The sequence below is a fragment of the Halomonas sp. OfavH-34-E genome (assembly GCF_024124525.1).
GTDB lineage: Bacteria > Pseudomonadota > Gammaproteobacteria > Pseudomonadales > Halomonadaceae > Halomonas > Halomonas litopenaei.
On record NZ_JAMXRY010000002.1, the window covers coordinates 68588 to 94769 of the forward strand.

The 26182-nt window shown below is 64.5% G+C and carries 27 protein-coding genes; 13 read left to right on the forward strand and 14 right to left on the reverse strand.

Going from position 1 to position 26182, the window contains the following annotated elements; genetic code table 11:
* Nucleotides 1-475: 475 nt before the first annotated feature.
* Nucleotides 476-1183 carry an aquaporin Z gene (aqpZ, locus tag NH448_RS01255; RefSeq protein WP_045994483.1) on the forward strand — a complete coding sequence of 236 codons (708 nt, stop codon included), beginning with the start codon at nucleotides 476-478 and terminating at the stop codon, nucleotides 1181-1183.
* Between the two features lie 190 nt (nucleotides 1184-1373).
* Nucleotides 1374-2474 (forward strand): TRAP transporter substrate-binding protein, encoded by a 1101-nt coding sequence (locus NH448_RS01260; RefSeq protein ID WP_045994484.1) that lies wholly within the window; start codon nucleotides 1374-1376, stop codon nucleotides 2472-2474.
* Nucleotides 2475-2608: 134 nt separating this feature from the next.
* Here the strand turns inward: NH448_RS01260 and NH448_RS01265 are convergent, their stop codons facing one another.
* Together NH448_RS01265 and NH448_RS01270 are read right to left on the reverse strand one after the other, a co-directional pair.
* Nucleotides 2609-3016 carry a hotdog domain-containing protein gene (locus tag NH448_RS01265; protein WP_083970605.1) on the reverse strand — a complete coding sequence of 136 codons (408 nt, stop codon included), beginning with the start codon at nucleotides 3014-3016 and terminating at the stop codon, nucleotides 2609-2611.
* 57 nt (nucleotides 3017-3073) lie between these two features.
* Nucleotides 3074-3289: a hypothetical protein gene (locus NH448_RS01270; RefSeq protein WP_253028355.1), complete on the reverse strand. Its 216-nt coding sequence runs from the start codon at nucleotides 3287-3289 to the stop codon at nucleotides 3074-3076.
* Between NH448_RS01270 and NH448_RS01275 the strand changes: the two genes are divergently transcribed.
* The 7 genes from NH448_RS01275 to NH448_RS01305 all read left to right on the forward strand — a co-directional run bounded on the left by NH448_RS01275 (nucleotide 3288) and on the right by NH448_RS01305 (nucleotide 10030).
* Entirely contained in the window at nucleotides 3288-4190 is a 903-nt protein-coding gene (locus NH448_RS01275) for a phosphate ABC transporter substrate-binding protein (protein WP_083970603.1), read from the forward strand. The genes NH448_RS01270 and NH448_RS01275 overlap by 2 nt on opposite strands.
* 150 nt (nucleotides 4191-4340) lie before the next feature.
* Nucleotides 4341-5483 carry an ABC transporter permease subunit gene (locus tag NH448_RS01280; protein ID WP_231498563.1) on the forward strand — a complete coding sequence of 381 codons (1143 nt, stop codon included), beginning with the start codon at nucleotides 4341-4343 and terminating at the stop codon, nucleotides 5481-5483.
* The gene (pstA, locus tag NH448_RS01285) at nucleotides 5480-7045 is read left to right on the forward strand and encodes a phosphate ABC transporter permease PstA (protein WP_239452604.1); all 1566 of its coding nucleotides are present in this window, start codon (nucleotides 5480-5482) and stop codon (nucleotides 7043-7045) included. Before NH448_RS01280 ends, pstA begins: the two co-directional genes overlap by 4 nt.
* A gap of 86 nt (nucleotides 7046-7131) precedes the next feature.
* A complete protein-coding gene (pstB, locus tag NH448_RS01290; RefSeq protein WP_045994491.1) occupies nucleotides 7132-7905 on the forward strand; it encodes a phosphate ABC transporter ATP-binding protein PstB in 774 nt (257 codons plus the stop codon).
* Nucleotides 7906-7937: 32 nt separating this feature from the next.
* Nucleotides 7938-8672, forward strand: a complete 735-nt coding sequence (phoU, locus tag NH448_RS01295) for a phosphate signaling complex protein PhoU (protein ID WP_045994487.1) — start codon at nucleotides 7938-7940, stop codon at nucleotides 8670-8672.
* Between the two features lie 139 nt (nucleotides 8673-8811).
* Nucleotides 8812-9540 (forward strand): sulfate transporter CysZ, encoded by a 729-nt coding sequence (gene cysZ / locus NH448_RS01300; protein ID WP_045994488.1) that lies wholly within the window; start codon nucleotides 8812-8814, stop codon nucleotides 9538-9540.
* A gap of 154 nt (nucleotides 9541-9694) precedes the next feature.
* A complete protein-coding gene (locus NH448_RS01305) occupies nucleotides 9695-10030 on the forward strand; it encodes a YnfA family protein (protein ID WP_204248991.1) in 336 nt (111 codons plus the stop codon).
* Nucleotides 10031-10220: 190 nt separating this feature from the next.
* Here NH448_RS01305 and phoR read toward each other — a convergent pair whose 3' ends face one another.
* The 4 genes from phoR to NH448_RS01325 form a co-directional block, all read right to left on the reverse strand.
* Nucleotides 10221-11549, reverse strand: coding sequence for a phosphate regulon sensor histidine kinase PhoR (gene phoR / locus NH448_RS01310; protein ID WP_045991648.1), 1329 nt, complete (start codon nucleotides 11547-11549; stop codon nucleotides 10221-10223).
* Nucleotides 11550-11609: 60 nt separating this feature from the next.
* Nucleotides 11610-12299 (reverse strand): phosphate regulon transcriptional regulator PhoB, encoded by a 690-nt coding sequence (gene phoB, locus NH448_RS01315; RefSeq protein ID WP_045991649.1) that lies wholly within the window; start codon nucleotides 12297-12299, stop codon nucleotides 11610-11612.
* A gap of 114 nt (nucleotides 12300-12413) precedes the next feature.
* A complete protein-coding gene (gene ubiA / locus NH448_RS01320) occupies nucleotides 12414-13307 on the reverse strand; it encodes a 4-hydroxybenzoate octaprenyltransferase (RefSeq protein ID WP_045991650.1) in 894 nt (297 codons plus the stop codon).
* 197 nt (nucleotides 13308-13504) lie between these two features.
* On the reverse strand, nucleotides 13505-14143 hold the full coding sequence (locus NH448_RS01325; RefSeq protein ID WP_083970230.1) for a chorismate lyase: 639 nt from the start codon (nucleotides 14141-14143) through the stop codon (nucleotides 13505-13507).
* A 161-nt stretch (nucleotides 14144-14304) separates the two neighbouring features.
* On the opposite strand from NH448_RS01325, the gene NH448_RS01330 reads away from it, so the two are divergent.
* From NH448_RS01330 to NH448_RS01340, 3 genes are all read left to right on the forward strand, one after another.
* Nucleotides 14305-15465, forward strand: coding sequence for an FAD-dependent oxidoreductase (locus NH448_RS01330; protein WP_045991651.1), 1161 nt, complete (start codon nucleotides 14305-14307; stop codon nucleotides 15463-15465).
* Nucleotides 15466-15807: 342 nt separating this feature from the next.
* Complete coding sequence (locus NH448_RS01335; protein ID WP_045991652.1) at nucleotides 15808-16083, forward strand: HU family DNA-binding protein; 276 nt, start codon at nucleotides 15808-15810, stop codon at nucleotides 16081-16083.
* A 91-nt stretch (nucleotides 16084-16174) separates the two neighbouring features.
* Nucleotides 16175-16531: a hypothetical protein gene (locus NH448_RS01340; RefSeq protein WP_045991653.1), complete on the forward strand. Its 357-nt coding sequence runs from the start codon at nucleotides 16175-16177 to the stop codon at nucleotides 16529-16531.
* Between the two features lie 45 nt (nucleotides 16532-16576).
* On the opposite strand, the gene recG is transcribed toward NH448_RS01340, so the two are convergent.
* On the reverse strand, nucleotides 16577-18658 hold the full coding sequence (gene recG, locus NH448_RS01345) for an ATP-dependent DNA helicase RecG (RefSeq protein ID WP_045991654.1): 2082 nt from the start codon (nucleotides 18656-18658) through the stop codon (nucleotides 16577-16579).
* The gene (locus NH448_RS01350; protein WP_045991697.1) at nucleotides 18655-19572 is read right to left on the reverse strand and encodes a hydrogen peroxide-inducible genes activator; all 918 of its coding nucleotides are present in this window, start codon (nucleotides 19570-19572) and stop codon (nucleotides 18655-18657) included. The genes recG and NH448_RS01350 overlap by 4 nt, the downstream gene beginning before the upstream one ends.
* Nucleotides 19573-19688: 116 nt before the next feature.
* Between NH448_RS01350 and NH448_RS01355 the strand changes: the two genes are divergently transcribed.
* Nucleotides 19689-20567 (forward strand): SDR family oxidoreductase, encoded by an 879-nt coding sequence (locus NH448_RS01355; protein WP_045991655.1) that lies wholly within the window; start codon nucleotides 19689-19691, stop codon nucleotides 20565-20567.
* 338 nt (nucleotides 20568-20905) lie between these two features.
* Here the strand turns inward: NH448_RS01355 and NH448_RS01360 are convergent, their stop codons facing one another.
* The 6 genes from NH448_RS01360 to gmk form a co-directional block, all read right to left on the reverse strand.
* Entirely contained in the window at nucleotides 20906-21400 is a 495-nt protein-coding gene (locus NH448_RS01360) for an acyloxyacyl hydrolase (RefSeq protein ID WP_052704262.1), read from the reverse strand.
* Between the two features lie 383 nt (nucleotides 21401-21783).
* Nucleotides 21784-22293 carry an RNA 2',3'-cyclic phosphodiesterase gene (thpR, locus tag NH448_RS01365; RefSeq protein WP_083970231.1) on the reverse strand — a complete coding sequence of 170 codons (510 nt, stop codon included), beginning with the start codon at nucleotides 22291-22293 and terminating at the stop codon, nucleotides 21784-21786.
* Between the two features lie 72 nt (nucleotides 22294-22365).
* Nucleotides 22366-22755: a RidA family protein gene (locus NH448_RS01370; RefSeq protein ID WP_045991656.1), complete on the reverse strand. Its 390-nt coding sequence runs from the start codon at nucleotides 22753-22755 to the stop codon at nucleotides 22366-22368.
* Between the two features lie 84 nt (nucleotides 22756-22839).
* Complete coding sequence (locus tag NH448_RS01375; RefSeq protein WP_045991657.1) at nucleotides 22840-24972, reverse strand: RelA/SpoT family protein; 2133 nt, start codon at nucleotides 24970-24972, stop codon at nucleotides 22840-22842.
* 63 nt (nucleotides 24973-25035) lie between these two features.
* The gene (rpoZ, locus tag NH448_RS01380) at nucleotides 25036-25293 is read right to left on the reverse strand and encodes a DNA-directed RNA polymerase subunit omega (protein ID WP_045991658.1); all 258 of its coding nucleotides are present in this window, start codon (nucleotides 25291-25293) and stop codon (nucleotides 25036-25038) included.
* A 243-nt stretch (nucleotides 25294-25536) separates the two neighbouring features.
* Nucleotides 25537-26154 (reverse strand): guanylate kinase, encoded by a 618-nt coding sequence (gene gmk, locus NH448_RS01385; RefSeq protein WP_045991659.1) that lies wholly within the window; start codon nucleotides 26152-26154, stop codon nucleotides 25537-25539.
* Between the last annotated feature and the right edge of the window lie 28 nt (nucleotides 26155-26182).

Below are 26182 nucleotides of genomic sequence, written 5' to 3' on the forward strand. Positions count from 1 at the left end.
ATAGCTGGCTTGCCGAGATGGCGATGCATCGCTCTTTTGATAAATCCACAAGGTTGATGAAGTTGAATGAAGGGTGGGCGAAGTGGTGATGAGTACTTTTAGTTTGTGGTTATGCTGTTGATTTTAATGGATAATTTTGGTTTATTGCGGAGAGCGGTAAAGCTATTTAAATGGACAGCATAGGGGTGTTTCTTTCCCCCAGATGGATGTTTTATAAAAAAAAGATTGTACCAAGGTGATGTTTTTTTCGATGCCGGACTCCGCCATTCGAGGTAATTGTTTTTCCAACGCGAAGTTATTTAACTCTGCTTTCACCATTCATTGCTTGCTCAAGGTCGTCGGCCGACGAATCCAGGACAGCGTCGCGCCGCTGTGACAGGCAAACTCGCCCCGGCTCCCTCTCGTCTGCGACGAATGGCATGGGCCGGGCAAGGTTGCGAGAGCTGGCGCTCGCACTGAAGAAGGAGAAGCAGGCATGAACAAGTTGGGAGCGGAGTTTTTCGGGACCTTCTGGCTGGTATTGGGAGGATGCGGGAGTGCGGTGCTGGCGGCGGCCTTTCCCGACGTCGGTATCGGCCTGCTCGGGGTCTCCCTGGCCTTCGGCCTTACCGTGCTGACCATGGCCTTCGCCATCGGCCACATTTCTGGCTGTCACCTGAACCCCGCGGTGTCACTGGGGCTCTGCGCTGCGGGACGCTTTCCCGTGTCTCAGCTGCCAGGCTACGTGATCGCGCAGGTGGCCGGCGGCGTGGCGGCGGCAGGGGTGCTCTACCTGGTGGCCTCCGGCCAGGCCGGTTTCTACCTGTCCGGCGGCTTTGCCGCCAACGGCTTCGGTGAGCATTCTCCCGGCGGTTACAGCTTGACCGCGGCGCTGATCACCGAGGTGGTGATGACGGCGATGTTTCTGGTGGTGATCCTCGGTGCCACCGATTCGCGGTCGGCCGCCACGCTGGCACCGATCGCGATAGGCCTGTGTCTGACACTGATCCATCTGATCAGCATCCCGGTGACCAACACCTCGGTCAATCCGGCGCGCAGCACGGCGGTGGCGGTGTTCGTGGGTGACTGGGCGCTGGCGCAGCTGTGGTTATTCTGGGTGGCGCCGCTGATCGGTGGTGTGCTGGGTGCGCTTGTCTACCGCCTGATCGGAAGCGCTCGACCGGTGGGCGAGCAGGCGACCTGAGGTGACTTGAGCAAGACGCAGGAAACCGGCCCGGCCATCGCCGGGCCGACCAGCGTGGTGGTGGCTTGCAGGCGAATTTCGCTTTGCCGCATACTGCTTGGCGGACACCACGCCGAGCGCGGGGAACGGCGCTTCAGCGCGGCTCCCTGCGCTCCCGGCGTCGACACTACAAGCTTCAGGAGCTCGCCCCATGGAACGTCGTTCCTTCCTCAGGACAGCCGGCCTCGGCGCCGCCGGCGTGGCCGCCGCCCCCTTCGTCAATACCGCCAGCGCACAGGAAACCATCACCTGGAACATGGTGACGTCCTGGCCCAAGAACTTTCCGGCCCTCGGCACCGGAGCCAACGATCTGGCAGCGCGTATCGAGCGGATGTCCGGCGGACGCATGAAGGTCAGGGTCCATGGTGCCGGCGAGATGGTACCGCCGATGGAGGTCTTTGACGCAGTGTCCCAGGGAACCGCCGAGATGGGCCACTCCGCTTCCTACTACTGGCGGGGCAAGGTCGCGGCTTCTCAGTTCTTTACCGCCGTGCCATTCGGCATGACCACCACCGAGACCAACGCCTGGCTGTACTACGGCGGCGGCCAGGAGCTGTGGGACGAGCTCTACGCCGACCACAACCTCAAGCCTTTCGCGGTGGGTAACACCGGCACCCAGATGGCTGGCTGGTTCAAGAAGGAAATCAACTCGCTCGAGGATATGCAGGGCCTCAAGCTGCGTCTGCCAGGGCTCGCCGGCGAGGCGATGGCCGGGATCGGCGTGACCACCCTGACCATTCCGGGTAGCGAGATCTTCACTTCCCTGCAGACCGGCGTGCTCGATGCCGCCGACTGGGTGGGGCCCTACAATGATCTGGCCTTTGGTCTGCATCAGGTGGCGGACTACTACTACACCTCGGCCTGGAATGAACCCAGCGCGGTGCTGGAGGGCACGGTCAACCTGGATGCCTGGAATGCGCTGCCCGATGACCTCAAGGCGGTGGTCAACGAAGCCGCCAAGGCCTCCAACCTGGCCATGATCAGCGAATTTGCCTTCCGCAACGCCGAGGCCTTGGACGCTCTGGTCAACGAGCATGGCGTCAAGCTGCGCTCGTTTCCGGAGGAAGTACTGGCGGCCCTGCATGACTCCTCGCAGCAGGTACTGCAGAAGCAAGTCGACAACGACGAGGCGTCGGCGCGGATCTACGAGTCCTATCGCAATTTCCAGAGCCAGGTACGCAAGTTCTCTGACGTCGGTGAATTCGCCTACCTGAAGGCCCGCGATAGCGTACTTGGCCAAGGCGAGTCCTGACGCCAGACGAGGCTCAAAAGTGGTGGCGCAGACCCGGCGGTGACGGGCCTGGCGAGGTGATGAAGGCTAGCGACGGAAAACCAGGCGCGCCACGGGCGCGCCTCTCTTTCACTGGTCTCTCTCGAAGGCCTCGCTCAGGCGTCGGATCGGACGCCGCGTATGCGACCGTTGTCATCCAGTGCCACCATCACATGGCGCGCCTCGGTGACCTTGTGCAGGTCGGCGTCTTCGGCGTCCTGGAGGGACCGGATCCAGACCTCCACGTCGATCTTGATGGAACTGTGGCCGATATCGCGCACCTCGGTGTAGACGCAGACCAGCGAGCCGACACGCACCGGGCACAGAAAGTCCATGCCTTCGATGGCGACGGTGGCGGTACGTCCCATCGCCTCGCGGCTGGCGGTCCATTCCGCGGCCTGATCCATCAGGCCCACCAGCCAACCTGCCGGGATATCGCCGTGGGCATTGGTATGCTGTCGTGTCGCGGCCAGCTGGAGCGTCAGCTGTCCCTTTGGCACGGGAACGTCATCGAGTTCTGTCATCATGGTGGGCGGCGCCTGGTCGTGGATGTTGTTGTGTCGTCATGGTACCCACCCGGGTCAGTCTTTCTCTACCGTTGGTGTCATGAAACGCCCAGGGGAGCGCATGTCTAGGTTGTCGCGTTGCATAGGTGCGCTCAAGCGCACGCTGTTGGCTCCCAGCCGGGGGCCGAGAACGCTGTCGATAGCGGTGTCGAGCGAAGCGCCGGCAGCGGTGTCGAGAGTGGCGCCGGGAGTGGCGTCGAGGCTGGTCTCGGGCCTGGTGCTTTCCTCCATGCTGGTGTCGGCGAAGGTTGCCGCCCATGACGTGGCCGGCTCTCTCGATGCGATAGGCTCGGATACCATGGCGGAGTTGATGCTGCGATGGGGCGAGCAGTTCGAAGAACAGCGACCGGGGGTCAGGCTGCAGCTTCAGGTGGCTGGTTCGGCCAGTGCACCGCCTGCCCTGATCGCCGGCACCACCCTGCTGGGCCCCATGTCCAGACCCATGCAGGAGGACGAGTCCGCGGCCTTCATCGAGCGCCATGGCTACGCGCCAACGCCGGTGGTGGTCGGCAAGGATGCCCTGGTGGTGGTGGTCAATCGCCACAACCCCTTGTCTCGACTGTCTCGAGCAGAGCTCGATGCGATCTTTTCCGACACCCTCGCGTGCGGTGCCAGCGAGAGCATCGAGCGCTGGCAGCAGCTGGGGCTCGAGCGCCCGGGGGGCACCATTCACCTGTATGGCCGCAACGCGGTCTCCGGCACCCATGGATTGTTTCGTCGCCGCGCCCTGTGTGACGGCGAATTCAAGGTATCGGTCATGGTGTCGGCTGGCTCTGCCGCCGTGGTGGCCGCCGTGGGTGACGATCCCGCAGGCATCGGTTACGCCGGCCTGAATCACTTGAATGCGGACGTCAAGGCGGTAGCGATCGGCAACGCCGAAGACGGGATTCTTCCGCGCCGACAATCGCTGCGAAGCGGCGGCTATCCGTTGTCACGGGACCTGTTGATCTACGTCAATCGCCCCCCCGAGGGCGAGCTTCCCGACGTCGAACGGGCCTTTCTCGACATGGTGCTGTCACCCTCGGGCCAGCGGGTGGTCAAGGAGCTGGGTTTCGTGGCGCTGCCGCCGTCTGTGCTGGCCGCTCAGCGACATGCCCTGGGGCTGGCTGAACTACCACGGGACGGGCCTTGAGAGATGCCAGGCCCCGGTCGGGTTGTCATCTGGGTGTCATGAAGTTGTCGTAATCTTTCGCTATATACCGATGGCCCAAGATCAATGTCTGACCCTTCTCCGATAACCTCACTGCACCAGACGAGACAGCGACGTGACCGCCTGGCGACCATGCTGATCACGGCCGGAGGGGTTGGCGTGCTGTTGGCGGTGGTCGCCATTGCGGTATTTCTGCTGGTCGAGGTGCTGCCGCTGTTCTGGCCGGATGGCGCAAGCTTTCCGCTGGAGGCGCTGTGGTCATCGCCAGACGTGAGCGGCGAGCCCGAATATCGCTGGCTGCCCCATCGGCTGGATGACGCCGCGGTGCCCCAGGCGAGCCTGGCCCCGCTGTTGTGGGGCACCTTGGAAGCGGCCGCCTGGGCGTTGGTGGTGGCGATTCCCCTGGCCCTGGGTGCTGCGGCGCACTCCAGCCTGTACATGTCTCCCGGCCTGCGCGCACGGCTCAAGCCGACGCTGGAGCTGATGGAGGCGATGCCCAGCGTGGTGCTGGGGTTTATTGCCGGTCTGGCGCTGGGGCCCTGGGTCGAACGTCACCTGGCGCAGTCGCTGTCGATTGTGGTGGTGCTGCCCGCGGCGGTGGTGCTGCTGGCGTTGGGCTACCGGTGGTTGCCCGATCGGCTGAAGGCTGCCCTGACGTTACGCTGGGCGGCCCTGTGGTTGATCCCCTGCCTGTTGCTGCTGGTGTGGCTGGCGATGAGCGTGGCGCCGATGTGGGAAGGTTGGTGGTTCGATGGCGACCTGCGCCTGTGGGTCGAGGAGTCCTGGGGACTCGACGTGCAGGCACGCAACGCCTTGATCGTCGGGCTGGCCATGGGTTTTGCCGTGATTCCCGGCATCTACGCGCTTGCCGAGGATGCGCTGAGTGATGTGCCTCGGGAGTTGGCCGAAGGCGCCCAGGCCATGGGTGCGACCCGCTGGCAGACGCTCACCCGGGTGATGCTGCCGGTGGCGCTGCCCGGTGTCTTTTCGGCGATCATGATCGGCGCCGGGCGCGCCGTGGGCGAGACCATGATCGTGCTGATGGCCAGTGGCAACAGCGCGCTGATGACGGCGAGCCCGCTGGATGGCTTGAGGTCGCTGGCCTCGAGCATCGCCATCGAACTGCCGGAAGCGGCACCCGGGGGCAGCCACTATCGGCTGCTGCTGCTGGCGGCGCTGGCCCTGTTTGCCTTCACCTTTCTGGTCAACACCCTGGCCGAGGTGGTGCGTGCCCGCCTGAAGCGTCGTTTTACCCGGCGTAAGGGGGACGCATGAAGATTCCCGGCCACACCGCGGTGGGCATGCCCGGCAAGCGGCGCACCCGAGAGGGCCCCTTGGCCTGGTTGGCAGCGGCCTCGGTGGCGCTGTCGCTGATCATGCTGGGGGCCTTGCTGGTGCTGTTGAGCGTCAAGGGCCTGTCCAATTTCTGGCCAGCGACGGTCCACCAGTTGACCCTGAAGGGCGGTGAGACGGTGATAGGGGTTCCCCTGGAGACCCGCGAACTACCTTCCAGGCAGGGGCTGGAGCGGCGCTATCTGACCGCCAATCGTGATGACGGCGGTGGCATCTGGCGGTGGCTCGCCAATGACCAGATCACCGAAGACACCACGCCGGAGGATCTGGTGGTGCTGGAGCGGCGCCACTGGGGCACCTTCTTCGGGCGTCTGGTGGCCTTGCAGTCGGGTGATCAGCGCTTGACCGGTCCGGATGCCTGGACGGTGCTCGAGTCCCGGCTGAAGGAGATCAATGCCCTGCGCGACGAACGTCGGCGTCTGACCCACGACGAGATATTACCGCTGATCCGCAGCATGGAAGACCAGGATGGCCACCGCTCGGAGGATCGGCGTCTGGCCGACCTGCAGCGCCGGGCCAGTGAGCTTCAGCAGCGCATGCAGGGCGACCTGGTGGTGCTCGAGAATGGTCAGGGGCGCCGTCAGGAACAAGCCCTTGCCGAGATACTCGAGGCCTGGCGCCCTAACGCCATGGCCTGGCATGAAAAACTCGGCCACTGGGTGCGGGAGCTGTGGCAGTTTCTGTCCCAGGGGCCACGCGACGCCAATACCGCTGGTGGCGTCTGGCCGGCGATCTTCGGCACCATCCTGATGGTGCTGTTGATGTCGATTCTGGTCACGCCCTTTGGGGTGCTGGCGGCGGTCTATCTCAATGAGGTCGCCCACCAGGGTCGATTGACCCGACTGGTCCGGATCGGCGTGCGCAATCTGGCCGGGGTGCCGTCCATCGTCTACGGCGTGTTCGGCCTGGGGGTCTTCGTCTATGGCATCGGCGGCAGCATCGATCGCTGGTTCTTCGAATCGACGCTGCCCTCGCCGACCTTCGGCACCGGCGGGCTGCTGTGGGCCTCGCTGACCCTGGCGCTGTTGACCTTGCCGGTGGTGATCGTGGCCACCGAAGAAGGTCTTTCGCGGATCCCGCTGCACCAGCGTGAAGGCGCCCTAGCGCTTGGGGCCACGCGCTTCGAGACCTTGACACGGGTGGTGCTGCCGATGGCCACGCCGGCGATGCTGACAGGCCTGATCCTGGCGGTGGCCCGGGCCGCCGGTGAGGTGGCGCCGCTGATGCTGGTCGGGGTCGCCAAGCTGGCGCCGCAGGTGCCGCTGGACGGGGAGTTCCCCTTCCTCCACCTTGAAAGGAAGTTCATGCACCTGGGGTATCACATCTATGACGCGGCCTTTCACTCCAGCGATGTCCAGGCGGCGATGCCGCTGGTGTATGCCACAGCGCTACTGCTGGTCACGGTGATTCTGGTGCTTAACCTGACTGCAATATTCATGCGTCACTATTTGCGTAAGCGTCATGGTGCCCCGGTGCGCCGATGATGCAGGGAGAGGCAATGTCCATCGATGGCGAGCTGCCCAAGCGTCAGCTGGCCCAGGCAAGACTGGGAAATCGACGCGGGGCGGTCATGGAGTTTTCCGCGGCCGATACCTGCCTGGATATCCAGGGTTTGACCCTGGCCTATGGCGGCAAGACGGCGCTCAAGGATCTGACCCTGCGCATTCCACGCCATCGGGTCACGGCCTTTATCGGGCCGTCGGGCTGCGGCAAGTCGACGCTGTTGCGCGCCTTGAATCGTCTGCACGACCTTAATGAGGACGTCAGTCGTCACGGCCAGATTCATCTGGACGGCCACGATATCCATGACCCCAGGGTGGCGGTGGCCGAGCTCAGGCGTCGGGTGGGCATGGTGTTTCAGGCACCGAACCCCTTCCCCATGTCTATCTACGACAACGTCGCCTTTGGCCTGCGTCTGCAGGGAGGCTTGAGCAAGCGCCGCATCGACGATGTGGTCGAATGGGCACTGAAGTCGGCGGCGCTGTGGGACGAGGTCAAGGGGCGTCTACGGGCGTCGGCCTGGTCGCTCTCGGGAGGCCAGCAGCAGCGTCTGGTCATCGCCCGGACCCTGGCGGTGGAACCCGAGGTGCTGTTGCTCGACGAGCCGGCCTCGGCCCTGGATCCGATCTCGACGCTGAAGATCGAGGAGCTGATTCGCACACTCAAGCCGCATCTGACCCTGGTGCTGGTGACCCACAACATGCAGCAGGCGGCGCGGGTGTCGGACTATACGGCGTTTTTGCACAACGGTGAGCTGGTGGAGTACGGCCCGACCGACACCCTGTTCACGCATCCGCGCCTGAGGCGCACCGAAAACTACATCACTGGACGCATGGTGGGCTAGCGTCCCGTCCCATGCTTCTTCAGGAGACCTTCATGGATATCACCAGCGATACCCACAGCCAGCACATCTCGAGGCAGTTCAATCATGAGCTCGAGGAACTCAAGACCCACCTGATGGCCATGGGTGGCCTGGTGGAAAAGCAGGTGCAGGATGCCGTCAGTTCGTTGCTCGACGCCGACTCTGCACTGGCCTCTCGTGTGGTCGACAACGACCGCGCGGTCAATGACATGCAGGTCAAGATCGACGACGAGTGCACCCGCGTGCTGGCACGCCGTCAGCCGGCGGCCTCTGACCTGCGACTGGTGCTGGCGGTGATTCGCGCGGCGTCGGATCTCGAGCGTATCGGTGATGAGGCCAGCAAGATCGCGCGCAACGCCATCGAACTGGTCGACGGCAACAACGGCACCCGCGGCTTCGTCGAGGTGCGCAATATCAGCGAGCACGTGCGTCACATGATGCGTGACGCCCTGACCTCCTTCGCGCGTTTCGACACCGAACTGGCGATGCAGGTGGTGCAGGAAGACGAGCGGGTCGACAGCGAGTACCAGAGCGCCATGCGCTCGCTGATGACCTTCATGATGGAGGATGCGCGTTCGATCTCTCCGGTACTGGGCATCATGTGGATCCTGCGCGCGCTGGAGCGTGTCGGCGATCACGCCAACAACCTGGCCGAGTACGTCATCTATCTGGTCAAGGGCCTGGATATCCGTCACATCGACCCTGACGACCTCAACCAGGAACTGCTCGACGACAGCAGCACGTCTTGACCTCGACGCCCTGAGCGGCGTCAATAGGCCGGCCCCGTCAGGGTCGTTGCCTGCACTCTGAGCATCGGGCCATCGTCGAGACGATGGCCCGATGTCGTTGGGGCACTGTCATCTTCAGCCACTGCCAAGGATCGATGTCATGCTGAATGCCCTCGAGGCGGTCCGCCGCGGAACCCGCCTGGTCTATAGCCAGGGCCTGCGTCGTTATGTGTTTCTTCCCATTCTGGTCAACCTGCTGGTCTACGCCGGCATGCTCAGCTACGTGCTCGGTGAGTTCGGTGGCTGGCTCGATAGCTGGATGGCCATGGTGCCGAGCTGGCTGGAATGGCTCGACTGGCTGATCTGGCCGTTGTTTGTGGTCAGCCTCGTGCTGATCGTGTTCTTCAGCTTTACCCTGGTTACCCACCTGATCGCCGCCCCCTTCTACGGCTTCCTGGCGGCCCGGGCCGAGGTCGAGCTGACCGGCCGCGAGCCCATCGATGATCGTGGCTGGCTCAAGACCGGTCTCGACGCCCTGGGCAGGGAGCTGTTGAAGCTGGCCTATATTCTGCCGCGCATGATCGGGCTGTTTATCCTGAGCTGGATTCCGGTGGTCAACCTGATCGCGCCGCTGTTGTGGGCGGCCTTCAGCGCCTGGGTCATGGCGATCACCTACCTCGACTACCCGATGGACAACAACAAGGTCAGCTTCGCCGACATGCGCAAGCGCCTGTCGGCGCGCTGGTGGCCGAGTCTCAGCTTCGGTGGTCTGGTGACCTTGATCACCTGGATCCCGCTGGCCAACCTGTTTCTGATCCCCGGGGCCGTGGCCGGCGCGGTGCTGATGTGGGATCAGCACTATCGGCAGTTGCCGGTGCTACGGCGTTGAGCAGCACTTTCTTTGGACGTACGGGGTTGAGCAGCGCTTTGAGCACCGTTATCGGCGCTGTCGATGGCCGTACGGCGTTGAGCAGCACTTTGAGCACCGCTATCGGCGCTGTCGATGGCCGTACGGCCTCAAAAGGGGAAAGCAGGGAGTCACCATGACGGCGCTGTTGCCTAGTCTTTTGCTCTATACGGCGGCTGCGCTGGCCGAGATCGCCGGCTGCTTCGCGGTGTGGCGCTGGTGGCGGGATGATGCCTCGGCCTGGTGGCTGCTGCCCGCGGTGATGAGTCTGGTGGCCTTCGCCTGGCTGCTTAGTCAGACCGATGCCGACTATGCCGGGCGTGCCTTTGCCGCCTACGGGGGCGTCTATATCGTGGCGTCACTGGGCTGGCTGTGGTGGGTCGAGCAGCGCCTGCCGGATCGCTGGGACCTGATCGGGGGCGCGCTGTGTCTGGCCGGTGCCGCAGTCATCCTGCTGGGGCCCAGGAGCTGATGGGAGCCCGCTCTGTTCGTTCTGGCGGGGCCTAGGCGCTGTCCGAAAAGTCGACGAGCGAAGGTTAGACAAGGCAAAAATCGGTGAGAAAGCGCAGTTTACGGGGTGTAATTGAGCATTTTGACCGGGCTGGCGCACCAGCCGATTTTTAACGCCGTATTACCGAGCGCAGGCACTTTTCAGACAAGCCCTAGTGCACAGCGCCGGCGCGGCCGAGCGCCACAGGGTCGGCCGCTGCCAGCCGGCTCGAGGGAAAGATGCAGCGGAAGGTTGCGCCCTCGCCGAGCCGGGAGTCGATATCCAGGCGTGCCTCGTGGCGCAGCAGCACATGCTTGACGATGGCCAGTCCCAGGCCGGTACCACCGGTGGCGGTGCTGCGGCCCTTGTCGACCCGGTAGAAACGTTCGGTAAGGCGTGGCAGGTGCCTCGGATCGATGCCTTCGCCGTCGTCTTCCACCTCGAGGCAGGCGCCTTCGCCGTAGGCACGCCAGCGTAGCGTGATATGGGCGCCGTCACCGGCGTAGCGCACCGCATTGAAGGCCAGGTTGGAGACTGCGCTGTGCATCTCCTTCTCGCTGCCGGTGAGACTGCGCGATTCTTCGACGACCACCTCGATCTGCTGGCGGCCGCCTGACAATGCCTCGGCGTCGCGCTTGACCGCCTGCAGCAGGGTGGTGGGGTCGAGGCGAACATGGTCGCTGCCGCCCTGGTCGTTCTCGAGTCGTGACAGCAGCAGCAGGTCGTTGACCAGATTCTGCATGCGGCGCGTCTGGCTCTGCATCTGGGCGACCCCCTTGCCCAGGCGCTCCGGCAGCATGCCGGCCATGTCGCTGTAGGTCTCCAGGTAGCCGGTGAGCACGGTCAACGGCGTGCGCAGCTCGTGGGAGACGTTGGCGACGAAGTCGCGGCGCATCTGTTCCAGGCGATGCAGACGGGTGATATCGCGGGCCATGACCAGGCGTTCATCGTCACCGTACAGGGTGATCTGGAACTGCAGGATCATGTTCTCGTCGATGGGGGAGGGCAGGCTCAGCGGTTCGCGGTAGTCACGGGCATTGAAGTAGCCGACGAAGCGCGGGTCGCGCAGCAGGTTGGTGATGTGCTGGCCGCGGTCCAGTGCCGGCTTCAGGCCGAGCATGCGCTCGGCGGAGCTGTTCCACCACTCCAGGTCGCCGTGGCGATCGAGCATCACCACGCTGTCGCGCATCGCCTCGGACGACTCCTGGATACGCTGCAGGGTCGAGCGCAGGCGGCGCTGAGTGATCCGCTGGCCCTTTTGATAGCGATAGAGGCGATCGAACAGCTCGCCCCACAGGCCACTGGCGGTGGGAGGTTCCTGCTGGGGGCGGTGGGTCAGCCAGTCGTGCATCGCGTGCAGGTTGCGCAGGTGATAGCTGAGCCCAAGCGCCAGGCCAAGGCCGATGCCTACGCTGGACAGCGAGAAGGGCCAGCCCAGCAAGGCGCCGAGACCCACCAGCACGGCCAGGCGCCAGACTTCTCGTCTCCACAGACGACCCACGTCAGTTCTCGGCTCCGTTCACCTCATCCCTCCTGGTGCTGCGTTGCGTCGATGGCTCGCTCAGACCTTGGCCGAAAAGCGATAACCGGTACCGCGTACGGTCTGGATCAGTTGCTGATGGGGTTCCCCCAGGGCCTTGCGCAGGCGGCGGATATGCACGTCGACGGTACGTTCTTCCACGTAGACGTTGCCACCCCAGACCTGATCGAGCAACTGGCCACGGGTGTAGGCGCGCTCCTGGTGGGTCATGAAGAACTGCAGCAGGCGATATTCGGTGGGGCCCATGTCCAGTGACTTGCCGTCGACGCTGACGCGATGGCTGACCGGGTCGAGCTTGAGGCCTTCCACCTCCACCGGGTCCTCGACGCCCCGCGGAGTGGCGCGTCGCAGAACTGCCTTGAGTCTGGCCACCAGTTCTCGCGGCGAGAATGGCTTGGTGATGTAGTCGTCGGCGCCGGCTTCGAGGCCCTGGATCTTGTTGTCCTCCTCACCCTTGGCGGTGAGCAGGATGATCGGCAGCTCTGCGGTGGTTTCCTCGCGCTTGAGCCGGCGGGCCAGTTCGATGCCGCTGGTGCCCGGCATCATCCAGTCCAGCAGCAGCAGGTCTGGCTGGTCATCGACGATGATGGCGTGGGCGGCCTGAGCATTGTCCGCCTCGAGCACCCGGTAGTCGGCCATTTCCAGCGCCACCGCGATCATTTCGCGGATCGGGGCTTCGTCATCGACGATCAGTACGGTCTTGGCGGTCATCCCGGGAGCCTCTTGGTCAGGGTCTTACACTCGACGGTGACAAATGACACCACGTCAATGTGACAATTAGATGACATTGTATCCATTGTCGAGCGACCGAGACGGGCATTTCCCTCACCCGAGGGAGGGATAGAGGCTCAGTCCGAGTCCGGCGAACAGCAATAGGCCCGACCAGTGGTTGTTGAGAAAGGCCTGGAAGCAACGGTCGCGGTCACGGCTCTTGATCAGCCGCTGCTGGTGGACAAAGGTCGCGCCCATGGCCAGCCAGCCGAGCCAGAAGAAGCCGCCCAGCGCCAGCAGGCTGCCGGCCCAGGCCAGCAGCCCCAGGGTAGCCAGCTGCAATAGCGCAATGATGCGGGTGTCCCAGCGGCCGAACAGTACCGCGGTGGACTTGATGCCGATCTTGAGGTCGTCGTCGCGGTCGACCATGGCGTATTCGGTGTCGTAGGCCACGGTCCACAGCACGTTGGCGGTAAACAGCAGCCAGGCGACCATCGGGACTTCGCCGAGCACCGCGCCGAAGGCCATCGGAATGGCCCAGGAGAAGGCTGCGCCCAGCACCACCTGGGGGAAGTGGGTGTAGCGTTTCATGAAGGGATAGCTGGCGGCCAGCACCGCTCCGATCAACGACAGCCACACGGTAAAGCCGTTGGTCAGCCAGACCAGCGCGAAGGCCGATCCCAGCAGGCACACGAACAGCACCTTGGCCTCCCGCTCACTGATGCGGCCGGTGGCCAGCGGTCGGTTCTTGGTGCGTTTGACGTGGCCATCGAAGTGGCGATCGGCGTAGTCGTTGACCACGCAGCCCGCCGCCCGCATCAGGTAGACGCCGGCGACGAAGATCAGCAGGGTGTCACGGGCCGGAATGCCCTCGGAGGCCACCCACAGCGCCCACAGGGTCGGCCACATCAACAGCCAGGTACCGATGGGGCGGTCCAGACGCATCAGCGCCAGAAAGTCGGGAATTCGGTTCAGGTATCCAGGGGGACGCAGCAGCGAACGATCCATCGGTTTCTCTCATGCTCTGGCGCAGGTCAGGCGAAAATGAGGCGTAAGCCGGGCAACAGTCGCTCCTCGGAGAAACATCGCCGAGAAGCCTTGGCGCAGCCTAGCGCGAGCCGACGGCCATGACCAGCCAGGCGGCTCGCTCCGAAGTTGGCGACGGAAGGGCGATGGCGGGGTGACAGCCGGTGAGCGACAGCTAGTCAGCCGGTGGCAGAGGCCGACAGCGACAACGCTCGGCCCATGGTCGGCATAAAGCTCTCCTGCACCAGCAGCACCCAGCCGCTGTGACGAAATACCGAGCGGCGTTGCCACAGTCCGGTATAGCCGTGGATCGGCCTGGTGTTACGGCCGATCTGAATGGCGCTGCGCTCGAGATCGGGCTGGCGAAACAGCCAGCTGCCGAGAGAGGTCTCGCCGAGGCCTTCGAAGGGAGCGTCGTGACGCTCGACGATCGGTGCCACGCTGCGCGCCACCACCCAGGGCTCCTCGTCCACGCACAGGGCGACCTCGCGCAGCCAGGCCTGCTCGTCGCTGGCCAGACCCAGCAGGTGGGCCTCGTCAGGCCACGGCAGGCCCTTGGCCTCCGCCAGCAGGCGTACGCGAAAGTGCCCGGCGCCTGCCGCCTCGATCAGGCGTTCTGTCAGGGAGTCCCGCGAGGCCAGCCAGGCGTGCCAGTCAGCGGGCACCGCGATGCCACCGGAGGCCAGCGACACCCAGCCGGGGTCGACGATATCGGCCGCGTCGGCATTCGGCGAAGAGGCTGTGGCTGGCGCGGGATTACCCGGTTCGGACCCCGAGCGCTCCTCCAGGGAGCGGAATGTGGAAGGAAGCTGTGTCATGCGGCCTCGGCAGGGCTGTCGTCACCGGACGGCGGTGCTCCGGTCGGTCGGCGCATAGTGTACCATGTGGCCCAGCACTCACCCGCTGGTGTGGCCCCGTGCGGGCCGGCCCAGCTTCAACAGCGACCGCCCGGCGGTCGTCGGCAGAGTCGAAGGAAGCGATGCAAGGACCCTTGACCATCATCGGTACCGGCATGGCGGGCATAGGCCTGGCACGCCAGGTGCGGGCGCTGGACGCCCACCGACCGATCACCCTGATCAGCGCCGACTCAGGCGATGACTATTCCAAACCGCTGCTGTCCACCGGCTTCGCCAAGGGCCTGGCGGCGGACCGGCTGGCCGCGCGCTCGGCGCTGGAACTGGCCGATCAACTGGGCGCGGTGGTACGTCCCCACACCAGGGTCGATGCCATCGATCTGGCGTCGCGCACCCTGAGCCTGGGCCAGGAACGCCTGCCCTGGTCGGATCTGGTGATTGCCACCGGTGCCAGCCCCGTGGCGCCCTTCGAGATTCCCGATGCCCTGGCCGGACGGGTGTTCTCGATCAATGATCTCGACGACTATCGGCGTTTTTCGGCAGGCCTCGAGGCGCTGGGGCGCCCGGCTCGGGTGGCCATCGTCGGCCTCGGACTGGTCGGCTGTGAATTTGCCAACGATCTGCACGCCGGTGGTCATCGCGTCTGCCTGGTCGGCCCTGAACCCTCGTTGCTGCCCAGGTTGCTGCCCCGGCGGCTGGGTCAGACCCTGAGCCAGGCCTTCATCGAGGCCGGCATCGACGTCATCCATGGCCGTCTGGTGAGCAGGCTCGAAGGTGCCGGTGGTGACATCGGTGTGCACCTCGACGACGGCCATGAGCTGGAGGCGGATATGGTGCTGGTGGCCACCGGTCTGAAGCCGCGCTCTCGGTTGGCGCGAGAGGCCGGTATCGCGACAGATAATGATGCCATCGCCGTCGATCGCTACCTTAAAAGCTCCGATCCTCGTGTTCATGCGCTGGGTGATGTGGCCTCGGTGGACGGTGTCAATGCCATGTACGTGCAGCCGCTGCAGGCTTCAGCCAAGGCGCTGGCTGCGACCCTGTGCGGTCGTCCCACCCAGGTGCGCTACGGGCCCTGGCCGGTGCTGGTCAAGACGCCGCTGCTGCCGGTGGTGGCGCTGCCGCCGATGACCGACAAGGTGCATTGGCGAATCGAGGCCGACGGCGAGGATATCAGCGCCCTGGCCGAGGATGACGAAGGGCGTCTGCAGGGCTTTGCGTTGACGGGAAAATGCGTTCGTCGGAAAGTCGAACTGGCGCGGGCGGCACCGCCGTTGCTAGGCTAGGTTCGTCAACGGCGCGGGTTGTACGCGATACAGCCGTCGTTGAAGGTGCCACCGAGGCAGGGCAATTCTATCGGGGACGACCGCCACGACGTGTGGCTGGCCGGTGTCGTATCGCCGGTTTCGTACCGATGGAAGAGGCAAGGTCCCGTCGGCGGTGGCTCTCGCTAGTCGAAAGACAGTCAGGAAGCGCTGAGCGCACCGTGATGTTCATCGTCGTGGTCAACGATCCTGTTGTCACGGCGCAGGGCCGGGGACTGCCCGTGTGGACACTCGGACAGTGTTTCCATAACAATGATGCCGGTGTCACGGCACCGGAGTATCAAGCCAAACCAGGAGGGCTGTATGCGCAAGCCAGAACTCGCCGCGGCGATTGCCGAGCGTGCCGATCTATCCAAGGACAAGGCCAGCCAGGTGTTGAACGTCATCCTCGACGAAATCACCGGTAGCGTGTCTTCCGGCCAGGACGTGTCGTTGATCGGCTTCGGCACCTTCACCGTGCGCGAGCGTGCCGCCCGCACCGGCAAGAACCCTCAGACGGGCCAGCCGCTGAAGATTCCCGCCAGCAAGACAGTCGCCTTCAAGCCCGGCAAGGGGCTCAAGGACGCAGTCGCCCGCTGAGGTGACGACTACCACCGCCTGTCCTCCAGGCGGTGGATCGATATCGCGGCCCGGTAGCGGGCCGCGCCTACCCGTCGACCGGTGAGGCAACATGACCCTGAGACTGATGCTGTGGCTGCTGGGCGTCATGCTCAAGCGGGCCTTCAAGCGCAAGGCGCGATTCCGCGAACGTCTGCAAGACCGGGGTGGGCTCGACTGGGGCATCGCCACCGAAGATCTGTCCATCGCGCGCCACTATCGCATGCGTCCCACGGGGATCGAGAGTCAGCGCGGACTGCCAGTGGATCTCGATCTGGAACTACGCTTCCAGGACAGTCAGACCGCGATCAAGGTACTCCGGCGCCCCTCCCAGCGCACCTTCCTCGATGCCATGATGGCCGGCCAGCTGCGACTGGTGGGCGACGCCCAGGATCTTGATCGGCTGCAGCGCCTGCTCAAGCACCTGTGACGCACACCTGATTCATACCCGGCCCACGCCTGGCCCACACCCGGTTCACACCTGGCCATAGCGGCCGGCTTCCTCGCCCAGCCAGCGCCTGATCAGTGGCCTGCTGGCCTCCGCTGCCTGCTCGAGCAGGGCATCGGCCAGTGGAGTGATGCGCGGCAACAGGTCGGCATCGCGCTCCAGGTCGGCGATCTTCATCTGGGCCAGCCCCGTCTGGCGGGTGCCCAGCACCTCTCCGGGGCCACGAATCTCGAGGTCCCTCTCGGCGATGCGGAAGCCGTCGGTGGTCTCGCGCATGACCGACAGGCGCTGTTTGGAAGACTCCGACAGCGGCGGATGGTAGAGCAGCACGCAGTAGCTCTCGGTACTGCCGCGCCCCACCCGGCCACGCAGCTGATGCAGCTGCGATAGCCCCAGACGTTCGGGGTTCTCGATGATCATCAGGCTGGCGTTGGGCACGTCGACACCGACCTCGATGACCGTAGTGGCAACCAGCAGGTCCAGCTCGCCGCTCTTGAAGGCGGCCATCGTCTCGGCCTTCTCGGCCGCCTTCATGCGCCCATGGACCAGGCCGACGGCCAGGCCCGGCAGAGCCTCGGTCAGCTCCTCGTGGGTCACCTCGGCGGCCTGGCAGGTCATCGCCTCGGACTCCTCGATCAGGGTGCAGACCCAGTAGGCCTGGCGGCCCTCGTCGCAGGCCGAGCGGATGCGCTGAATCACCTCGGGCCGGCGTTCGTCCGGCACCACAGCGGTGGTCACCGGGGTACGCCCGGGCGGCAGCTCATCGATCACCGAGACGTCCAGGTCGGCGTAGGCGCTCATCGCCAGGGTGCGAGGAATCGGGGTGGCGGTCATCACCAGCTGATGGGGCGTCAGCCCGCCCTGTTCGCCCTTCTCGCGTAGCGCCAGACGCTGATGCACGCCAAAACGGTGCTGTTCGTCGATGATCGCCAGGCCCAGACGAGAGAACACCACATCATCCTGGAAGATGGCGTGGGTGCCGACGATCATGCGCGCTCGACCGTCGGCGATGGCGGCCTTGGTGTCCAGGCGCGCCTTGCCCTTGAGCTTGCCCGACAGCCAGGCCACGTCGATGTCCAGCGGCGCAAACCAGTCGCGGAAGGCGCGGTAATGCTGCTCGGCCAGCAGTTCGGTGGGGGCCATGATGGCGGCCTGGCAGCCGCCGGCGATGGCCGTCAGTGCCGCCATCGCCGCCACCACGGTCTTGCCCGAACCGACGTCGCCCTGGACCAGGCGCAGCATTGGCGCGGGCCTGGCCAGGTCGGCTCCGATCTCGTCGAGCACGCGACGCTGGGCGCCGGTCAACGAAAACGGCAGCTGGGCCAGAAAGCGAGTCTTCAGGCTTCGACCGCTGGGCAGCTCCGGCGCGCCGTCCGACTGAATGCGCAGGCGCACCTCGCGCAGGCTCAACTGGTGGGCCAGCAGCTCTTCCATGGCCAATCGCCGGGTGGCCGGGTGATGCCCGTCGCTTAGCGCCTCGACGTCGCTGTCGGGGGGCGGATGGTGCAGGGTGGCGAGGCTATCGTGCAGCGAGGCCAGGCCGAAGCGCTGACGCAGGTTTTCCGGCAGGTAGTCCGGCAGCGCCTCGGGGGTCTCTTCGAGCAGCGTCATGGCCTGGTCGATCAGCGCCCGCAGACGTGCCTGGGCAAGCCCCTCGGTGGTGGGGTAGATCGGTGTCAGGTGGTCTTCCACCGGCGGTTCACTGCCACCGATCAGACGATATTCCGGGTGGTAGATCTCCAGACCGGTCGCGCCGGCGCGGGCCTCGCCAAAGGCGCGCACCCGCACGCCGGGGCGAAACTGCTGCTGCTGCGCCGGCGAGAAGTGGAAGAAGCGCAGGCTGAGGATGCCGCTGCCGTCACGTAGTCGTACCAGCAGGCTGCGGCGGCGACCGCGGACCACGTCGGCGGCGGATACCTCACCCTCGACCACCGCCTCGTGTCCCCCTCGCAGGGTGGCGATAGGGGTGATCCGGGTGCGGTCCTGGTAGCGCAACGGCAGGTGAAACAGCAGGTCCTCGATTCGCTCCACCTTGAGCCGGGCCAGCTTCAGGGCCAGCGCCTCGCCGACCCCCTTGAGCGTCGTGACCGGGTCCGCCAGCCCGCTCACGGAGTCTCCGATTCGGCGGCGCGGCAGCGCGCGATGGCTTCGGTCACCGCATCGATGGCCTTGGGCCGGGGAAAGCTGGCGCGCCAGGCGATCGCCACGGTACGTCCGGGGGGGGCTGTGAAGGGGCGGCTGATCAGCATGCCGCTCTCGTAGTGGCTGGTGCCGATGGCCGAGCGTGGCAGCACCGTGATGCCGAGTCCCGAGGCCACCATATGGCGGATGGTCTCGAGCGATCCGCCTTCGGCGGTGAGGGTATTGTTGGGGCTGTTGAGCTTGTGGCTGATCGCCGGGCAGGCCTCGAGGATCTGGTCGCGGAAGCAGTGGCCTTCGCCCAGCAACAGCAGGCGTTCATCGAGGAGGTCTTCCTTGGCGATGGTCTCGCGCTCGGCCCAGGGATGCTCCGCCGGCAGCAGCACCTCGAAGTCTTCCTTGTAGAGCGGCTTGGTGACGACGTCGGTCTCGGTGAACGGCAGCGCCACGATGATGGCGTCGAGCTCGCCATTTCTGAGCTTGCGGCGCAGCCCGCCGGTAAAGCCTTCCTCGATGTACAGCGGCATCTGGGGCGCGCCGCGGGTCAGCTCCGGGATCAGGTGCGGGAACAGATAGGGCCCGATGGTATAGATCGCACCGATACGCAAGGGGCTTGCCAACTGGTCCCGGCCGGCGGTGGCCAGTTCCTTGATGGCGCTGCTTTGCTCCAGTACGCGCTGGGCCTGTTCGACGATCTTTTCGCCGAGGGGTGTGACCTGTACCGTGGACTTGGAGCGCTCGAACAGGGCAACCTCCAGCTCCTCTTCCAGCTTCTTCACCGCCACCGAGAGGGTCGGCTGGGAGACGAAACAGCGCTCGGCGGCGCGGCCAAAGTGGCGCTCCTGAGCCAAGGTTACGATATAGCGGAGTTCTGTTAGAGTCATGATGGTGCCGATCGGCATCCTCTATCCGGGGTATTGATCGAGGCGCCAGACGCTGGACGCGCGGGTCTCCGGGCCGGAGCCTCATAGGGATTTTATATCAGGGGGACGCGGTAAAGGTGAAGACAACGACACTGATTGTTGGTTGTGGCGACATTGGCATAACGCTGGGACGCGAGCTGCTCGCCAGTGGACACCGGGTGATCGGCGCGCGTCGCCGGCCCGAGCGCCTGGCGGATTCGGGTATCGAAGGCGTCAAGGTCGATCTTGCCGACCCCGAGACGCTGGCTGAACTGCCCGATGCCGACATCCTGGTCTACGTGGTCAGCGCCGACCGCTTCGAGGAGGAAGCCTATCGCGCCGCCTACCCCGAGGGCCTGAAGGCGGTACTGGCGACCATGACCACCCGTGACAAGGCGCCTCGCCACGTGTTCTTCGTGTCCTCCACCAGCGTCTACGCCCAGCGCGACGGCGAGGTGGTGGACGAGACCAGCCCGGCTGAACCCACCGGCTTCTCCGGTGTGCTGATGCGAGAGGCCGAGCAGGCGTTGATCGAACATGATCTGCCCGGCAGCGTGGTGCGTTTCTCCGGCATCTACGGCCCTGGGCGTGACCGCCTGATCCGCCAGGTGGGCGAGGGCCGCATCGCGCCGGCGTCGCCGACCATGTACTCCAACCGTATCCACCGCGATGACTGCGCCGGGGTGCTGGCCCATCTGATCGGCAAGGCGCTGGAGGGAGCCACCCTCGAGCCCCTGTACCTGGCCAGTGACACCGAGCCGGCCCCGCTCAACGAGGTAATGACCTGGCTGGCGAAACAGCTCAAGGTGGAATGTACCGAAACCATCCAGTCACCGCTGCGTCGCAGGGCCAGCAAGCGCTGCGACTCCAGCCTGCTGATCGACAGCGGGTATCGCTTCCGTTACCCGACCTTCCGCGACGGCTATACCCAGGTGCTGAAGGAAGGCGGTTTTCTCAAGGCCGGCGTGGTGGAGTAAGGCTGGCGTCGAGCACCGGATCGACGAGGGTTTCAAAAGGTCCGACAGCGCAAGGCCGGCAACGGAAAACTGCCGGCCAGATAGCAGAAAAAGCCCGCAACAAGGTTGCGGGCTTTTTCTTAGCGACTTTTTCTTGCGGACTTTTTTGCGGTAGTGGCAACGCAGAGGCGATCGCTTGCCCCGTCTTGTTCAGGACGAACGGGAGTCACCGCTAAAAATGGCATGACAAGATAGTGCAGCGCACGTCTTGTCCGATAAAAGCGTATTCGTTTTGGTGTCGCGAGTGCGCCGAATGCATCGCCAGGGTCTGACCCTTGTCGGTCACATCCCGCAAGGCTTCAGTAGGCAAGGCGCCAGTTGAGCGCATACAGCTCGAAGCCATCGTTGGGCTCCTTGATACTGGCGTTGGAGTAGTGGGTGGCACTGATCGAAAGATCGCCGTAGGGGCCCATCCGTAGACCCAGGGCGAGACGATCCTCGAACTGGAAGGAGCTCCCCAGATCACGGTCCTCGATATGGGTGTCAATAAAGGCCGAGGCACCGATGCCGCCTTCCACGAAGACGTGGTCCCAGCTGTAGCGCAGCGCAGGACGCAGGTAGAAGGCCTGGTTGGCGCTACGGTCGTCGCCTTCGAACAGGATCACCCCGGTGCCCAGGCGCAGGTCCAGTGAGGGATGATAGCGACTCAGGTCGAAGGTCCAGTCATAGCCCAGATCCAGTGCCCCGGTGCCCTCGCTGGTGGAGCCGAGGCCGAGGGTGGGGCCTGCCGTGGCGGTAGAGGCGAGTCCCATGAGCAGGCAGCAGGCCAGCGGGCGGGCGAGTGAGGTAGTCATGGCGATTCCCCTATCCTTGTTGTGTCCTCGGGTCGTGAATCCGGCTGGCCCGAGCGCTGTTCGTTATTGTCTTTTGCAAATGGCTTTCGACACTGGCATTCGCACTCGTGCCACTGTCGCGTCTTGCCCGGATATCGTTGACGTTGCTGTGCTGTAATACGCTAGTCCCGGGTCCCACCATCGTTCGTGATTCAGGTCACATTCTTCTGCATAGCCGTGAGGTTTCTGCACAGCGGAAAAGCTCTTGTCGATGGGCCAACCCCAGGTAGATCGGTCAACAGGCAGACCCTCCGGGTGTACGAAAGGTGGTGTTCCTGTGCCTGGCCGGAGCCTACGCTCAAGGGTGCCACTATCGGTCAGATGGCAGAGCTACCCATACCGAGTTATCGACTGGATGCCAGCGTGGTATATCGGCTGCCTTCATGACTAATTGATGACTGTATTAGTTGAATTGAAGTATAAGGCCAGCAGAAACAATCTTCTGATAAAGGTTGTGCTGATTGAGTCATCGCACTACGCAGTAACGATACATGGGGACGAAATTGCTGCGGTTGGTGGGGCAGGCCCCATCGGGTGAGCTGTCGCGACAGGTCGCTCTGCAGCTTGAGAAGGGAGTCGGGGGGAGAGGAAGGACCGATCCAGACGATGCCGGGCCGGTGGAAGTAGCCTACGTGGTCGAGGGTCAGCCGACCGGGCGCACAGGGGTAGCGCTGGACCCAGCGACGCAGCTTCAAGGCGGTGGTGTCGCTCTGCTCACCGAGGAAGGCCAGCGTCAGATGAAGGTTGTCGTCGGGGATGCGGCGCCCGCCCAGTTCGGCGTGCAGCCGGTCGGCCAGCCCGCCGAGGCGTTGGCGCAGCGCAGTCGGCGGCGTGAGCGCAAGAAACAGTCGCATCCCCGGGTTGCCCAGGCAGGGAGCGAGGCCGGAAATCCAGACGCCTCGGGCCCTGACCTCAGGCTCCGTCCATCAGTCGCCGATGACCATTACCGCCTCGGCTTCGAACTGGGCGCCCTTGGGCAGGGCCTTGACGCCGACCGCGGCACGCGCCGGGTACGGCTTGGTGAAGACCTCTTCCATCACCTTGTTGACGGTGGCGAAGTTGTCCAGGTCGATCAGGTAGAGGTTGAGCTTGACGATGTCCTGCAGCGTGCCTGCGGCCTCTTCACACACCGCCTTGAGGTTGGTGAAGACCTGGCGCGCCTGGGCCTCGAAGTCGTCGGAAACCAGCTCCATGGTGGCCGGGTCCAGCGGAATCTGGCCAGACATGTAGACGGTGTTGCCGGCCTTGATGGCTTGGGCGTAGGGGCCGATGGCGGCGGGCGCCTGGTCGGTGTTGATGACAGCCTTGTTGCTCATTGTTGACTCCTGATGTCGTGTCAGCGGCAAATAGCAACACCACCACCAGGGCCGTCATCGGGATGACGGCCCTGGCGTCGGGGCTCAATTGCCAAGTCGAGAGATCTTGCCGATATGCGAAAGGTTACGCAGTCGTTTGATGATGCGTGCCAGATGGGTCCGATTACGCACAGAAAGTGTCAGATTGACGATCGAGAGGCGGGCGTCACGCTCCTCGATGCCGATGCGCTCGATATTGGCGTCGGCGTCGGTGATCAGGCCGGCCAGCTCGGCCACCAGGCCGCGACGACTTTCGACCTCGAGGCGAAGCGCCACGGGGAAGTCCTCGTCGATGGTGTCCGACCAGTTGAGCGTCAGCAGCTTCTCCGGGTCGCTCTTCAATTCCTGCAGGTTGCGGCACTCGGAGCGGTGTACCACGATGCCCTTGCCCACCGACAGATGGCCGATGATCGGGTCTCCCGGCAGCGGGTGGCAGCAGCGGGCAAACTTGATCACCATGCCTTCGACGCCGCTGATGGTGACCCTGGAGCTGTCCTCGGCGGCCTCGCTATGGGAAATTCGCTCGCCACGGTGCAGTTCCACCAGGCGACGGGCGATCACCTGGGTCATGCGATTGCCAAGGCCAATGGCTTCGAGCAGGGCGGATTCGCTCTGCAGCTCCATCTCCTTGAGCAGTCGTGCCATGACGTCTTCGCCGACGTCCTCCAGATGCACGCCAAACTCGCCCAGCGCCTTGGTCAGCAGGCGGCGTCCCAGCTGTACCGCTTCGGTATGCTGCTGATGCTTGAGCGCATGGCGGATGGCCGAACGCGCCTTGGCGGTAACGACGAAATTGAGCCAGGCGAGGTTCGGCTTGCCGCCCGGAGAGGTGATGATCTCCAGCGTCTGGCCGCTCTCCAGGCGCGATGACAGCGGGGCCAGATGGCGGTCGATGCGACAGGCGATGCAGGTGTTGCCGATCTCGGTGTGCACGGCGTAGGCGAAGTCGATCACGGTGGCGCCCTGCGGCAGCTCCATGATGTCGCCTTTCGGCGTGAACACGTAGATATCATCGGGGAACAGGTCGTTCTTGACGTGTTCGATGAACTCCAGCGAATCGCCGGCATGGCGCTGCATCTCGAGCAGCCCCTTGACCCATTCCCGGGCCCTGGCGCGGCTGCCTTCGGCGATCGGGTGGGAAGTCTGCCCGGCCTTGTACAGCCAGTGGGCGGCGATACCGTTGTTGGCCATCGCCTCCATTTCCCGGGTACGGATCTGGACCTCGATGGGCATGCCGCTGTTGCCGAACAGGGTGGTATGCAGGCTCTGGTAGCCGTTGGCCTTGGGGATGGCGATGTAGTCCTTGAAGCGCCCCGGGACTGGCTTGTAGAGATTGTGCACCATGCCGAGGATGCGATAGCAGCTGTCGACGTCGTCGGCGATGATGCGAAAGCCGAACACGTCCATGATTTCGGCGAAGGACTTACGCTGGTCGCGCATCTTGCGATAGATCGACAGCAGGTGCTTCTGGCGCCCGATCACCGTGCCCTTGAGCTCGTGCTCGTCGAGCCGGGTCTGCAGCGCATTCTGCACCTGACGGATGGCCGAGCGACGGTTGCCTCTGGCGCTGGCCACGGCGCGCTTGATGCGTTCGGCGCGCATCGGGTGGATGGCCTGGAACGACAGGTCCTCCAGCTCGACCCTGATGGTATTGATGCCGAGGCGGCTGGCCACCCTGGCATAGATCTCGAGCGTCTCCCGGGCGATGCGGCGCTTCTTGTCCGGGCGCAGCGCGCCCAGGGTACGCATGTTGTGCAGCCGGTCGGCCAGCTTGACGATGATTACCCGGATATCCCGGGACATCGCCATGACCATCTTCTGGAAGTTTTCCGCCTGGGCGACGGCCTTGTCCTCGAAGGTGATCTGGGTGAGCTTCGAGACGCCGTCGACCAGTTCGGCCACGGCTTCGCCGAACTGCCCGGCGAGGGCATCCTTGGAGACCCCGGTATCCTCGATGACGTCGTGCAGCATGGCCGCCATCAGGCTCTGATGGTCCATGTGCATGTTGGCGAGGATATTGGCCACCGCCAGCGGGTGGGTCACATAGGGTTCGCCGGAGCGACGACGCTGGCCGTCGTGGGCCTGTTCGGCATAATAGAAGGCACGCCTGACCTGCTGGATTTCCTCGGCGGGCAGATAGCCTCCGAGTCGGTCAGACAGATCGTCGATCGTGAACATGTGGCGTGCCCTGACTGCGTGATGAGAGGTCCGAAGGGCGACCCGCGGCCGCCTTCGGCACGATCATTCCTCGGAGGGCGAGGCCTGGTACTCGGGACGGAAGCGGCTGGGCGCCTCGACCGGCTCGTCCAGCACGCTGTGGTCGATCAGGCCCTCGGCGATCTCGCGCAGCGCCATGACCGTGGGCTTGTCGTTTTCCCAGGGAAGCAGCGCGTCGCGTGAGCCACGGGCCAGCTGCCGGGAGCGCTGGGTGGAAATCATCACCAGCTTGAAACGGTTCTCGACGTGTTCCAGACAATCTTCGACAGTAACTCGCGCCATTGGGCCCTTCCTGATCTGACAGACGGTGTGTCGGGCAGGTGCTGGCCTTTCGCGGTCGGCGAGACGGACTGTGCCCCCGTCGACGATTGCGCCCGGGGGTTGCACCTGCGAAGTGACAGGCTAGATTACTCGAGTCACGCCGCCTGTGACAAGACGCCGGGGTCTGGTTGCAGCGCCGAAAAGCGAGCCGTGGGAGCCGTGGGTTGCCCGCGCTCCTCGGCGACTTGCCTTTGATAGCGTGTTCTAGTCGGACAGAAGCGCCTCGAGCAGCGGGGCATGGCGCTGGCCAAGGCGTGGTGTGGCCAGGCGCTGGCTCACTACCAGGGCGCGCAGCTCGTCCAGGGCGGTGGTGAAGTCGTCGTTGATGACCAGGAAGTCGTATTCGCTGTAGTGGGACATTTCGCTGACCGCCTCACGCATGCGCGCGCTGACCACCTGATGGTCGTCGGTGCCGCGGCTCGACAGGCGGCGTTCAAGCTCTTCCCGCGAAGGCGGCAGGATGAACACCGAGACAGCCTCTGGCATCTGCTCGCGAACCTGGCGGGCGCCTTGCCAGTCGATCTCCAGGATCACGTCCTGACCGGCGGCCAGCAGTGTCTCCACTGCGCTGCGCGAGGTGCCGTAGCAGTTGTCGAAGACCCGAGCGTGCTCGAAGAAGTCACCCTGCTCGATCATCGCCTCGAAGGTGGCCATGTCGACGAAGTGGTAGTTCACGCCGTCGACCTCGCCCGGGCGCATGGGGCGGGTAGTGTGGGAGACCGAGACCTGAATGCCGTCGAGACCCTCGATCAATTCACGCACCAGGCTGGTCTTGCCGGCGCCGGAAGGGGCAGAAACGATAAACAGCGTACCTTGGGACATGGGCGGGGTCTTCACTTGGAGGCCTTGG